Here is a 12,966-nt window from a genome sequence, read left to right on the forward strand (position 1 = left end):
TCCATTTCCGATCATGCTGGATCGAAAATTAAATGTTTATTTTGATAAAACAAATGTTATTACGTTATTGAACATTTAAAACGGGAGGATGGATGTCCGAAATTGTCGAAGCGGAATGGTTCGCCGGGAAAATCAGCGACACCTCCATCCACGGTATTGCGCTGGAAACAACGGCACTGATCCGCTCCGGGCTGCTGCCCGTCGGCGCGCGTCTTCCGGCGGTGCGCGACCTTGCCTTTGCGCTCGGCGTCAGTCCGGCGACCATTTCCAATGCCTGGCGCGAACTTCGGCGCCAGCAGGTGCTGAGCGGGCGCGGGCGCAACGGCACGTGGGTGATCGGCGACCGGCTCGTCGCCCAGCCCAAAAGACTGGCAAGCTCCGGCGATTACGGCGCGGACGTCATCGACCTGTCGCGCGCGGTTCCCGATCCGGCATTGCTGCCGCCGTTGGCCGAAGCGCTGGCGAAAAGCGTCGAGACGGAGGGCGTCAATCTCTACACCCGCAGCCGCATCGTTCCCGAACTGGAAGCTGCCGTGCGGGCGTCGTGGCCCTACGAGGCCGATGCGTTTCTGGCGACCAATGGCGGTTACAACGCCGTCTACACCCTGCTGCATGCGATCTTGCTGCCCGGCGCCTGCGTCGCCATCGAGCATCCGACCGCCATGCGCCTGCTCGACATCCTGGAAGATCGCGGCGTCGAGATTGTTCCGGTGCAGTGCGACAGCGAGGGGCCGGTTCCGCAATCGCTGGCGGCAGCCCTTAAACGCCATCCGAGCGTCTTCATCATCCAGCCGCGCCTGCACTCGGTCACGGCGGCAACGGTTTCGCCCGAGAGGCTTGCCGCTCTCGGCGATGTCCTGGAAGGCCACGATACGCTGATCCTGGAAGACGATGGCGTGGCGGATATCTCCGCCGCGCCGCGCCAGTCGCTCGGCAGCCGGTTTCCGGAGCGAACCGTTCATATCTTCTCGTTTTCCAAGACGCTCGGACCGGACTTAAGGCTGGCGGTGATGTCCGGCCCGGCCTCTGTCATCAACCAGACCCAGTCCTATCGCAGCTTTTCCGCCGGCTGGACGAGCCGCCTGCTGCAGGGCGCGGCAAGCTGGCTTTTGCGACGGGAAGAAACCGCCGACACCATCGCCAATGCCCGCGCTCTTTATCGCGACCGCTCGCGCGCCCTGCGGCAGGCACTGGCGGAGCGCGGCCTGCATATCGACGGGGAGGATAACGGCCTGTGCCTGTGGGTGCCGGTCGAATCCGAGCAATTCGCCATGGTGACGCTCGCCGCCCGCGGCATTGCCGTCGAGCCCGGCGAGAAATTCTCGGTCACGCCCGTCAACCATATCCGCGTGGCGACAGGCTGCCTGACGGACCGTTACGACACGGTCGCCGACGCCATCATCCTGGCGCACAAAATGTAGATTTCGGCAAGGACACCAGCCCAGACCGCGCCGTCGGGATGCAAAGACGGCATAGCCCTTGCCGAAACGGAATTGGCCTGCCGCCCGGCCGGCCGCTAAGCTTGGCTTCACCAAGAACGCCGTCGGAACCGCAACCTGCTTGAGGACATGCCACAGATGAAAATTTTCATATCGATGGATATCGAGGGTGTGGCCGGCGTGGCCGAGAAACTGCAGGGCGCGCGCGGCAATCCCGAATACGAGGTTGCCCGCAGGCTGATGACCGAGGAAGCCAATGCCGCCATCCGCGGCGCGTTTGCCGGCGGCGCGAGCGACGTCACCGTGGCGGATTCGCACGGGCCGATGCGCAATATCATCGCCGAAGACCTCGATCCGCGGGCCCGGCTGATTTCCGGAAAGCCCCGGCCCCTGACCATGATCGACGGCATTACCGATGAGTATGCCGGCGCCTTGCTGATCGGCTATCACGCGGCGGCGGACAATTACGGCACGCTGTCGCACACGATCAGCGGCATCGCCTTCCGCCGGATCGAGATGAACGGCGTATTGACCGGCGAACCGACCCTTTTTGCCGGTTATGCCGCCTCCATCGGCGTGCCGCTCCTGGCCGTCAGCGGCGATGACCGGCTCGCCGGCGAAATCGCGGAGCAGTTTCCCGCCGCCCGCCGCATTGTGGTCAAGCGCGCGATCGGCGCCAATGCGACCGACAGCCTGTCGCCGTCCCAATCGCGTAAACTGATCGAAACCGATGTTGCCGAAGCGGTCACCGCGGCGCAAAATGCGCCGGTCGAGACACCGTGTACGCCGCCGCTGACCATGAAAGTCCTGTTTCATCACCAGCAGCAGACCGATGCGGTGGCACTATTGCCGTTCGTTACGCGCACCGGCCCGCGAGAAGTGACATTCGTGGTGGAGAGCCACCGCCAGGCCATCGGCACGCTTGCCGCCACGGCGTTGATCGCCGGCGCTTTCGCCTGAAGATTACCGGTCCATCAACGACCGGCTTCCGGCAGAATGTCACGCAGGGTCTTCAGCCGGCGGCCGGAATAGCCCTCGATGGTTTCGGCGTTCCACAGCGCATTGAGGACGGCTTCCTCCGTCGCCTCCACCGCGGCCTCGAAAAAAGCATCCATGGAGCGCTCGGCAAGACGGGTGGCCGGCAGGGTTTCGGCTCTCGCCTGCATGTCACGCATGTTCGCGGTCGAAAAGGCAAGCGCGATATCGCCGCTGCCATGGCCGAAATGACTGCCAAGCCGGCCAAGCCCGGCCCCGGCGCGACGCGCCAGACGCGCCAACTGGCGCGATTCCATCGGCGCGTCGGTCGCAAAAATGACGATGATCGATCCCTTGTCGGCGGGTGCTTTGCTGCTGTCTCCACTGACCCTGCGGCCAAAGACCCGCAGATGCGAGGCCTTGCCGAAATTGGAAAGCACCAGCGTTCCGAGCGTGAATGTGGTTTCTCGCGACAGCACGACGCGGCGCGAGGCGCTGCCGATCCCGCCGGCGAGCCCGAAGGTCGACATACCGGTTCCGGCGCCGATTGTGCCCTGCGCAAATTCGGTGTCGGCGTTTTCGATGGCCGACATCGCCAGCGCCGTGTCGACCGCCATAGCCTGAATATCATTGATCCGGCCGTCATTGCATTCGAAGGCCAGCGGATTGACGGTGCTGTCCCTGCGCCCGATAGCCGGATTGGCGCGGATGGCCGAACGGATCAGCGCTTCGGCGCAGGCATGGACGCCGAATGTGTTGGTCAGGAGGATCGGCGTTTCGATCTCTCCGAGCTCGGTGACCTGCACGAGGCCGAGGCTCTTGCCGAAGCCGTTGAGAACGGCGACGCCGGCCGGCGGCCGCAGCCGGAAAAGATCGCCGCCATGGGGCAGAAGCGCCGTCACACCGGTCCGGGCGGTTCCTTCCGTCAGCGTGGCATGGCCGACGGTGACACCCGCGACATCGGCAATCGTGTTGCGCGGTCCAGTCGGGATCGTCCACCAGTCGGCGGCGTGCGGCAGAAAACGCATTATATCGTCAGGCCTCGCTCAGCTTGGGATCGAGCGCGTCGCGCAGCCCGTCCCCCAGGACGTTGAAGCACAGCACGGTAACGAAAATCGCCAGTCCGGGGAAGAAAGTTAGGTACCATGCGCCGGCCAGCAGATATTCCCGTCCGGCCGCCAGCATCGCTCCCCATTCTGCCGTCGATGGCTCGACCCCGAGACCCATGAAGCTGAGGCTTGCCGCCGTCAGGATGGACGAGCCGATGCGCATGGTGAAATAGACGATAACGCTGCCCATCGTGCCCGGCAGAATGTGCCGGAACATGATGATATTGTTCGATGCACCTGCCGCGCGCGCTGCCTCGACATAGGTGCTCTGCTTCAGCGCCAGCGTTCCGCTGCGCACGATGCGCGCAAAGGCCGGCACGCTGAACGTTGCGACCGCGATGATGACATTGTCGAGACCAGGGCCGAGAATGGCGATGATGCCGATGGCCAGAAGAATACCCGGAAAGGCGAACAGCACATCGCAGATGCGCATGATCACCGCATCGAGCCAGTGGCCGTAAAACCCGGCCATAAGCCCCAGGACGACGCCGACCACGGCGCCGATCGAAACAGAAACGAAGCCGATATAGAGCGACAGTTGCGCGCCGAAAAGCAGGCGGGTGAAGATGTCGCGACCGAACTCGTCCGTGCCGGCCCAGTGTTTCAGGCTCGGTCCGGCCAGCGTATTGGCATAGTCGTAGCTGTTCGGTCCGTAGGGCATGTAGAAGGGCGCCGTCAGGGCCGCGACCAGCATGAGAAGAAGAATGCCGCCGGTGAAGAGCGCCAGCTTTTCCTTCGCCATGCGGCGCCGGAATTCGCCGAGAGGCGAGCGCAATCTGGTCTTTGGGGCCGTCTGCGTGTCCGGCGTCTGGGAAACGTCGCTCATCGTGATTGCCTCATTTGTACCGGATCGTCGGATTGATGAAACCGTACAGAATGTCGGTAACAAGGTTGATCAGCAGGAACTCGAAGGAAAACAGCATAAGTTCCGCCTGGATGACGGCATAGTCGCGAAAGTCGATCGCCTCCACCAGAACCGAGCCGAGGCCCGGCCAGCGAAACACCCGCTCGATGACGATCGAACCGCCAAGCAGAAAGCCGAACTGCAGGCCCGTCATGGTCACGATCGGGATCAGGGCATTGCGCAGCGCGTGTTTCCAGACGATGAGCCGCGGCGCGAGGCCCTTGGCGCGGGCCGTGCGGATATAGTCCTCCCGGATGACTTCCACGAGGGAAGACCGGGTGAAACGCGCCATCACGGCCGCCACGGATGACCCCAGCGTGATCGATGGCAGAATCAGGTCCTGCGGCTTCTCGAAACCGCTGGTTCCCAGCCAGTTCAGCTTCAGTGAGAATAGCTGCATCAACAGGATGCCGAGCCAGAAGTTCGGCATCGAGATGCCGGAGACGGCGAGCACCATGCCCACCCGGTCGGCGAAGCGGCCATGCCGGACGGCGGAGAAAACGCCGATGAAAAGGCCGAAGACGAGCGACCATCCCAGCGCGCAGAAGGACAGCCAGAATGTCGGCATGAAGGCGCGCGCCAGCATGTCGTAGACCGGCTCGCCGGTGCGCAGCGACGTCCCGAGATCGCCGGTCACGAGGTTTTTGAGGAAGGTGAAATACTGAACGATCAACGGCTGATCGAGGCCAAGCGTCTGTCGCAATGCCTGCACGTCGGCGAGTGTGGCGTCCTCGCCGGCAAGCATGCGGGCGGGATCGCCGGGCAGCACGTAAACGAAACCGAACACGAAAAGCGAGATGATCACCAGCACCGGTATCATCGCCATCAGACGCCGAAAGAAATAACTTGTCATCCATCAGACCTTGAAAAGCTCCGGCGGGACGAGCCCGCCGGAGTGCTGCGATCCGTTATTTGAATTCCGCGTCGGCGTAGACCATGGTGCCATCCGCCATCGGGTGAACACCTTCGAGGTTCGCCGTCTCGCCTGCCAGCTTGTTGTTGATGGCGAGCCAGATCACCGGCATGTCCTTCCAGATGATCGACTGGGCGTCCGCGTATGCATCGCCGCGGACCTTGTCGTCGGCCGAGCTCAAACCCGTTGCGATATCGGCGTCGACCTGCTCGTTGGAGTAGAAGGCCATGTTGTAGATCTTCGGGATCCAGCCCTCGGTGGCGTAGACCGGACGCAGGTGCCAGTCGGCGTCACCCGTCGAGGGCGACCAGCCGCCGATCGCAAGGCCGAATTCCTGGTCTTCCGGCTTGACGTTGCCGAACAGCTTTTCGGACCGGGTCGCCGGTTCCATCGGCAGGATCTCGACATCGACATTGATCTGCGAAAGCATCTGCTTCAGCATCTGCAACATGCGGGTTTCTGTCGTATTGTTGCGACCCCATGCCTGGATCTTGAAGCCATCCTCGTAACCGGCCTCCTTCATCAGTTCCTTCGCCTTTTCCAGATCGTAGGGATAGGCTGTCTGCGCTGAATAGAAGGCAGTGTTGGGGGCAAGCGGCGCATCGGGAACCGATCCGTAGCCGGAGAAGACGACCTGAACAATCGCCTGCTTGTCGATGGCCAGGTTGAAGGCTTCGCGCACGCGCGGATCCTGAAATTCCGGCTTCATCAGGTTCATCGAGGCGGTCCAGACGGAAATGCCGGGAACATCGAGAACCTTGAACTTGGGATCGGCCTCGATCGACTTGACCAGTTCCGGCGACATGTTGTCGACGTACTGGACCTCGCCCGCCTTCAGCATGGCGACGGCGGTGGCGGCTTCCTTGACCTTCACGAAGGTCACCTCATCGACCTTCGGCCAGCCCTCCTTCCAGTAGCCGTCATATTTCTCCACGGTCAGGTGTTCGCCGGGAACCCATTCCTTGAACTTGAACGGGCCGGTTCCGACCGGATGCTTGCTGACATCCTTGCCGTATTTTTCAAGCGCTGCCGGGCTTTCCATAACGATCGACGGGTGGGCAAGTGTGGCGAGCATGGCGCCGAAGGGTTCGGAAAGATTGATGCGAACCGTGTAATCGTCGATCACGTCCGTGGACGAGATCATGCGCATCATGCCGTTGCGCTTCAGCCCCTGCGACTGGTCGGCGAGGCGGTCCATGTTGACCTTGACGGCCTCGGCATTGAACGGGGTGCCGTCCTGAAATGTCACGCCCTGACGCAGGTGGAAGGTGAACTGCGTGGCGTCGTCATTGGCTTCCCAGCTGGTCGCCAGCATGGGAACGAGCTTCATATCCTTGTCGAAGCCGATGAGGCGTTCCATGATGCCGCTGGAAACGGAGGCAACGGCATTGGCCGTGCTGTCCTGCGGGTCGAGCGTGTCGACAGTCGCATCCATCGCGACCTTGAGGGATGCGGCATCGGCGGTGGCCGACAGCGCCGCCGCACTGACGGTCAGCGCTGCACCCAGCATAATTTTCTTCAACAAATTCATTCTGTTATCTCCTTCTGAAGGTATCCTGGCCCTGATGGGCTCTCGTTATTGGGTTTCATAGGCAGAAAAATGCGCGTCTCCGATCCGCTCGAAGCGCACCGGTTGGGGCGGATCGTCAAGCGCCCTGACGGGGCTCGGGATCTCGCCGGTCAGCAGCGGGCGGTCCCGGTAACGCAAAGCCGGATCGGGGACCGGAACCGCCGACATGAGGCGTTTCGTGTAGCTGTGATGCGGATTTTCGAACACGCTCGCGCGCTGTCCGTGTTCGACGATCTGCCCGAGATACATGACGGCGACCCGGTGGCTGATGCGCTCGACCACGGCCATGTCATGGGAAATGAACAGGTAGGAAATGCCGAACCGGCGCTGCAGATCGATCATCAGGTTGATCACCTGCGCCTGAACCGAGACATCGAGCGCGGAAACGGCCTCGTCGGCAATGATCAGCTTCGGATTGGTGGACAGCGCCCGTGCGATGGCGATGCGCTGACGCTGGCCGCCGGAAAAGGCATGCGGATAACGGTGGGCGTGATCGGCGCTCAGCCCGACCTGCTCCAGCAGCCAGACGGCGCGATCCATGGCGTTGGCGCGGTTTTCGATACCGTGGATCAGCATCGGCTCGCAGATCGAGAAACCGACCGTCAACCGCGGATTGAGCGATGCATAGGGATCCTGGAAAATGAACTGGATCTGACGACGGAGCCGCCGGAGATCGGTGGCCGCCAGTTCCGACATGTTGCGGTTGTCGAAGGTGAACGACTGGTAGTCCGACTGTACGAGTTTCAGCAGCGAACGGCCGGTCGTCGATTTGCCGCAACCCGATTCCCCGACCATGCCGAGCGTTTCGCCGGGCCAGATATCGAGGTCGATCTGCTCGACGGCATGGACGCGGGACTTGACCCGGCTGAATATCCCCTCATGGATATCGAACCGGGTGGTCAGCCCGCGCACTGACAGAAGCGGCGGCGCGGAATAATCGACGGCCGGGGCCGGCGCTTCATCGTTCTTTTGCGTGGCTGCCGTCTCGCCATAGGCAAGCAACCTGAAGGGCGCGGGAGAGCGGGTCCCGGTCATCGCGCCGAGCCGCGGCACAGCATTCAGCAACGCCTTGGTATAGGGATGCTGCGGCGCCTTGAAAATCGTCTCGACAGGACCTTCCTCGACCTTTTCGCCGCGATACATCACCACGACCCGGTCGGCGACTTCGGCCACCACGCCCATGTCATGGGTAATGAACAGGACCGACATGCCCGTTTTTGCCTGAAGATCGCGGATCAGCCGCAGGATCTGGGCCTGAATGGTGACGTCGAGCGCGGTCGTCGGCTCATCGGCGATCAGGAGCTGCGGGTTGCAGCACAGCGCCAGCGCGATCATCACCCGTTGCCGCATGCCGCCGGAAAGCTGGTGCGGATAGCGCTTCATGATGGCGCGGGCATTGGGAATGCGGACCAGTTCCAGCATTTCGAAGGCGATACGGCCGGCTTCGCGCCGTGATTTGTCCTGATGGGTCACGATCGCTTCGATGATCTGCTCACCGATCAGCAGAACCGGATTGAGCGACGTCATCGGCTCCTGGAAGATCATCGCGATTTCGTTGCCGCGCATGCCGCGCGCCTCGTCCTCGCTGAGGGAAGCGATGTCGGACGTCGCGCCATTGCGGCGACGCAGGCTGATGGTGCCGCTGTCAATCCGCCCGCCGCCGAACTCGACAAGCCGCATGACCGAAAGCGCCGTGACGGATTTGCCGGATCCCGATTCACCGACGACAGCCACGGTTTCACCGCGCTTGACCGTGAGATTGAAATTGCGAACAGCGCTGAACGGGGCCGTCTGGCTGCCAAAAGCAACGCTCAGCCCCTCGACATCCAGAAGAACGTCATCACCCGTGACCGGCGCCGGATTCCTTGTCGTCATATCAGCCTGTTCCCCTGCAGCGGGTCGTTTTTGGTTCTGCGCTGCACAATATCGTCTGTATGAAAGCGGTGTATATCGTGGTTGTCCAAGGCCAAGTCGGCATGTCGTATGCAGGCTTTGCATAGCGGGATGGATTGCGCTGTCTGCAAGCGCGTGCTTCGATACGGGCTGCGAAAGCATGAGGTTACAGACAGAAATGAAGACAGAGTGGGCAATCGCGCTGCATGGCGGCGCGGGTACGATCCTCAGGGAAACAATGTCGGCGGAGCGGGAAGCCACCTATCGCGAAGCTCTTGCGGCAGCGCTTTCAAGCGGCAGTGCCATTCTCGAGCGTGGCGGTTCGAGCGCCGATGCCGTGGAAGCGGTGGTCAATGCGCTGGAGGATGATCCGCTGTTCAATGCCGGCCACGGCGCCGTTTTGACGGCGGACGGCGCATTCGAGCTGGACGCGGCCATCATGCGCGGCGGTGATCTGGCGGCCGGCGCTGTCGCCGGTGTTGTCGACATTCGCAACCCCGTCAGTCTGGCGCGTCAGGTCATGGAGCGGTCGCAGCATGTCCTGCTGGCCGGCGACGGCGCATCCCGCTTTGCCCGCGAACTGGGCATCGAACCTGTCAGCAGCGACTATTTCGAAACCGAGTATCGCCGGAAGCAGCTCTTGCAGGCTCAGGCGAAAAACGAGGTGTCGCTGGACCACAACGATCGCAAGTTCGGAACGGTCGGCGCCGTCGCGCGGGACCGCGCGGGCGATCTGGCGGCCGCGACGTCTACCGGCGGCATGACCAACAAACGGCCCGGCCGTATCGGCGACAGCCCCCTGATCGGCGCGGGAACCTATGCCAGCAACCGTTCCTGCGCCGTCTCGGCGACCGGGCACGGCGAAATGTTCATCCGCCTGACGGTCGCGCGGGATATTGCCGCACTGATGGAATATGCCGGCCTGTCGCTGGAAGAAGCTGTTGACCGCAAGGTGATGCGGGAATTGCTGGAGATCGACGGCCGGGGCGGCGTGATTGCAGTCAGCCGTGAAGGCCGTCCCGTCTTCGGGTTCAATACCCCTGGCATGTACCGCGCTGCCCAATGGGAAGGCGCGGATGTCGAGGTCGGCATCTACGCGGATTGACGAGGCCTCCGGGCGATCAGATCGCCATGGCCCTGCTCGCCCGGATATAGACCTCGCGCAGGCGGCGTGCGACCGGGCCGGGCTTGCCATCACCAACGGCCGTTCCGTCCACGCTGACGACCGGATTGACGAAACCGGATGCCGATGTCGAAAACGCCTCGCGCGCCTGCCTGATTTCATCCACGGTAAACGGCCGTTCCTCGACCCTGATCTGCAGGTCGGCAGCGCATTTGAGAACGGACTGCCGTGTGATCCCGGACAGGATCTCGGTCGACAGCTCACGGGTTACGAGCGTTCCTTCCTGCGTGACAATATAGGCGTTGTTCGAGCAGCCTTCGGTGATGCAGCCGTCTTCGACCATCCATGCGTCATCGGCCCCTGCACGACGCGCCCTGTTCTTGGCCAGAACCGGATAGAGAAGCTGTACGGTCTTGATGTCGCGCCGGTGCCAGCGCTGATCCTCGACCAGAATGATTTTCTGCCCGCGGTCGGCCACGGGATTATCGATCAGCGCCTTTTTCTGGGTGAACATGACAAACGTCGGCGGGACATCTTCTGCCGGATACATGAAGTCCCGGTCGGCGGCGCCACGCGAAACCTGAAGATAGATCAGTCCTTCCTCAAGCGCATTACGCGCAATCAACTGACGATGGATTTCCAGAACCTCGTCGTCACTGTGAGGGAGAACCAGTTCAACTTCAAAGAGGGAGCGGCGCAGACGGGCCATGTGACCGGGGAAATCCACCAGCTTGCCGGCAATGACGGCCGTGACCTCGTAGACGCCGTCTGCGAAAATGAAACCGCGGTCGAAGATCGATATTCTCGCCGTCGTTTCAGGTTGATATTCGCCGTTGACATAGACGGTTCGCATGCGCTCGATCTCCGGTAAGGCTGGCTTTTCGGCGCATTCATGCATCTGAATGTTATTGTAGCAAATGCCGTTTCTTTATAACCTATGCGCATAGCAAGGGGAAATAGCTTGGAACTGATCTGGCTCGAAGATTTCGTCGAACTGGCGGCTGTACGCAATTTCTCTGTCGCTGCGGCGGCCCGCCATGTCACCCAGCCGGCTTTCAGCCGCCGCATCCGCGCGCTTGAAAACTGGGTCGGCACGGAACTGATCGACAGAAGCAGCTTTCCTGTGAAGCTGACCAAGGCTGGTGAGACCTTTTTCGAATCCGGACGGGACCTGATGCGCGAGATCTATCGCCTGCGCGATGACTGTCGTCACGACGCGAGCACCGGCGCTGAAGTGCTGACCGTCAGTGCATTGCACACGATCGCGCTCAGCATTTTTCCCGAGCTGCAAGCCGACATCGAAAAAAAGGCGGGGCCATTCAATACCAGAATGAGCGCCACCGACTTTTACGACTGCATCGAGACGCTTTCGCTCGGCCGCTGCGAAATCGCGCTCTGTTACGGTCATCATCTGGGGCCGCCGATCCTGCAGGCGGGCCGTTTTGAATCGCGCAAGATCGGAATCGATCCGTTTCTGCTGGTGTCCCCGGTCGATGCGAATGGCCGGGCGATTTTTTCCGTGCTCGGCGGCCCGTCCGCCGAAGCCGTGCCACTCGTATCCTACACGATGGACTGTTTTCTCGGAAAGGTGCAGTCGGACCTCGTGCGGGAGATGCGCGGGAAAGCGCCGGAGATGTACACCGTCTTCGAAAACTCGATGTCCGAAATGGTCAAGCGGGTGGTGATGCAGGGGAAGGGGATAGGCTGGCTTCCGGAAAGTGCCGTGGAGCGCGAGGTACAGGAAGGCAGACTCACCGTCCTGGAAAGCGGACTGACCGATGTCGAGCTCGACATTCTCGCATTCCGTCGGGCCGGGGCAGGGGCAGCGGTCATGGAAAAATTCTGGTCGCACCTGCCCAATCTCGACTGACGGGCCGTCATGGGGAGCTCGCGTCGGTTGGCGCCCGGCTCTCGAAGGGGTCTTCGATCGTGAACTGGATCAGCGCCCGCCGGCGCTTCGCTGGCGCGAATGGATGCCGCGCGCCGAGGCGGTGATTCCTGTCCGCGCCGAACCGGTATCCCGCGAGACACTGGTGCGACAATCCCACTTGGTGACATGGAAGTCCGACCGCCGCAAAGGTACAGCTTACGGGGAGCGCCTCGGGTATTCCGTCCCGGGCCGGAGTGCTGACGCTCTTGAAATCGTTGGCGTCTCGCCAAAAGTCATTTCACACTTTGTTTTGAAGCATCGGGTTGTCGAAAAACCGGATTCCACTTTTTCGGCCGATGCAGTTAGGCCTTATGACGAAAACCCGTCGGACATGAAACGGTGTACGTCGGCCAGATGTCGCCGCATGGCCTGTTCTGCGCCGTCCTGATCTCTGGCCGCCACAGCGTTGTAGACGGCGCGATGTCCCTCGATGCAGACCCGGCGCGTCTCGCGTGAAACATGCGCGCGAACTCGGAAATCCTTGATCCTTTCCGCCACAAGCTGGCTGACGCCCAGGACCAGCGGATTGCTGCACATGCGCGCAAGCACCAGATGAAACTCGATATCCATCTGCATCGACTGTTCCGGCGGCAGGTATTCGTGACTTGCGTTCAAAACGGTTTCCAGTTGCAGGATATCTGCCTTGGTGGCGTTGCGTGCAGCCAGACGGGCCAGATGCGGTTCGATGAGGTCTTCGATCTCGGTGGCGTTGTCAACGGATACGGGCAGATCGGCAAGGCCGGCATGAACGTCGTCGGCCTCCTGATGGAAACCGGTCACAACAGACGGACGTCCCTGATGCCGCTCGATCAGTCTTTTGCTTTCCAGTTCCAGCAGCGCCTCCCTGAGTGAGGTCCGTGAAACGCCAAGCGATTCCGCGAGCTTCCGTTCAGGCGGCAAGGCTGTACCAGCCGGAAACCGGCCCGATACGATAAGGCGTTCCAGATGCGCCGTCAGTTCGGCGCTGAGTGCGCGTGATCTGCGCTGGAAAGCGGGTTCCGGTTCCGTTTTCATCAGGTTTTCTATTGTCATTGGGTTGCTCCTCCGAGCTGGTCTATTAGTGGGGCCACCATACCAATGTCAACCTTAGGTCACACAGTCTATTCGACC

Annotated in this window: 11 protein-coding genes; 4 read left to right on the forward strand and 7 right to left on the reverse strand. The window is 61.7% G+C overall.

Annotated features, from left to right (window positions below; genetic code table 11):
• Positions 1-92 precede the first annotated feature (92 nt).
• Positions 93-1,421, forward strand: a complete 1,329-nt coding sequence (locus ACHZCU_RS21805) for a PLP-dependent aminotransferase family protein (RefSeq protein ID WP_319520714.1) — start codon at positions 93-95, stop codon at positions 1,419-1,421.
• Between the two features lie 156 nt (positions 1,422-1,577).
• Complete coding sequence (locus ACHZCU_RS21810; RefSeq protein ID WP_319520715.1) at positions 1,578-2,399, forward strand: M55 family metallopeptidase; 822 nt, start codon at positions 1,578-1,580, stop codon at positions 2,397-2,399.
• 14 nt (positions 2,400-2,413) lie between these two features.
• Here ACHZCU_RS21810 and ACHZCU_RS21815 read toward each other — a convergent pair whose 3' ends face one another.
• The 5 genes from ACHZCU_RS21815 to ACHZCU_RS21835 are packed head-to-tail and all read right to left on the reverse strand — an operon-like array spanning position 2,414 to position 8,785.
• On the reverse strand, positions 2,414-3,442 hold the full coding sequence (locus ACHZCU_RS21815; protein ID WP_319520716.1) for a P1 family peptidase: 1,029 nt from the start codon (positions 3,440-3,442) through the stop codon (positions 2,414-2,416).
• A gap of 7 nt (positions 3,443-3,449) precedes the next feature.
• On the reverse strand, positions 3,450-4,349 hold the full coding sequence (locus tag ACHZCU_RS21820) for an ABC transporter permease subunit (RefSeq protein WP_319520717.1): 900 nt from the start codon (positions 4,347-4,349) through the stop codon (positions 3,450-3,452).
• 10 nt (positions 4,350-4,359) lie between these two features.
• On the reverse strand, positions 4,360-5,280 hold the full coding sequence (locus tag ACHZCU_RS21825) for an ABC transporter permease subunit (protein ID WP_319520718.1): 921 nt from the start codon (positions 5,278-5,280) through the stop codon (positions 4,360-4,362).
• Positions 5,281-5,335: 55 nt separating this feature from the next.
• On the reverse strand, positions 5,336-6,871 hold the full coding sequence (locus ACHZCU_RS21830) for a glutathione ABC transporter substrate-binding protein (protein WP_319520719.1): 1,536 nt from the start codon (positions 6,869-6,871) through the stop codon (positions 5,336-5,338).
• A 45-nt stretch (positions 6,872-6,916) separates the two neighbouring features.
• Positions 6,917-8,785 carry a dipeptide ABC transporter ATP-binding protein gene (locus ACHZCU_RS21835; RefSeq protein WP_319520720.1) on the reverse strand — a complete coding sequence of 623 codons (1,869 nt, stop codon included), beginning with the start codon at positions 8,783-8,785 and terminating at the stop codon, positions 6,917-6,919.
• A 196-nt stretch (positions 8,786-8,981) separates the two neighbouring features.
• On the opposite strand from ACHZCU_RS21835, the gene ACHZCU_RS21840 reads away from it, so the two are divergent.
• Positions 8,982-9,908 (forward strand): isoaspartyl peptidase/L-asparaginase, encoded by a 927-nt coding sequence (locus tag ACHZCU_RS21840; protein WP_319520721.1) that lies wholly within the window; start codon positions 8,982-8,984, stop codon positions 9,906-9,908.
• A 16-nt stretch (positions 9,909-9,924) separates the two neighbouring features.
• Here the strand turns inward: ACHZCU_RS21840 and ACHZCU_RS21845 are convergent, their stop codons facing one another.
• Positions 9,925-10,779 carry a D-amino-acid transaminase gene (locus ACHZCU_RS21845; RefSeq protein ID WP_319520722.1) on the reverse strand — a complete coding sequence of 285 codons (855 nt, stop codon included), beginning with the start codon at positions 10,777-10,779 and terminating at the stop codon, positions 9,925-9,927.
• Positions 10,780-10,887: 108 nt separating this feature from the next.
• On the opposite strand from ACHZCU_RS21845, the gene ACHZCU_RS21850 reads away from it, so the two are divergent.
• Positions 10,888-11,796: a LysR family transcriptional regulator gene (locus tag ACHZCU_RS21850; RefSeq protein WP_319520723.1), complete on the forward strand. Its 909-nt coding sequence runs from the start codon at positions 10,888-10,890 to the stop codon at positions 11,794-11,796.
• 369 nt (positions 11,797-12,165) lie between these two features.
• On the opposite strand, the gene ACHZCU_RS21855 is transcribed toward ACHZCU_RS21850, so the two are convergent.
• Entirely contained in the window at positions 12,166-12,888 is a 723-nt protein-coding gene (locus ACHZCU_RS21855) for a FadR/GntR family transcriptional regulator (protein WP_319520724.1), read from the reverse strand.
• Positions 12,889-12,966 lie beyond the last annotated feature (78 nt).

The organism is uncultured Martelella sp. (assembly GCF_963677965.2).
Lineage (GTDB): Bacteria > Pseudomonadota > Alphaproteobacteria > Rhizobiales > Rhizobiaceae > Martelella > Martelella mangrovi.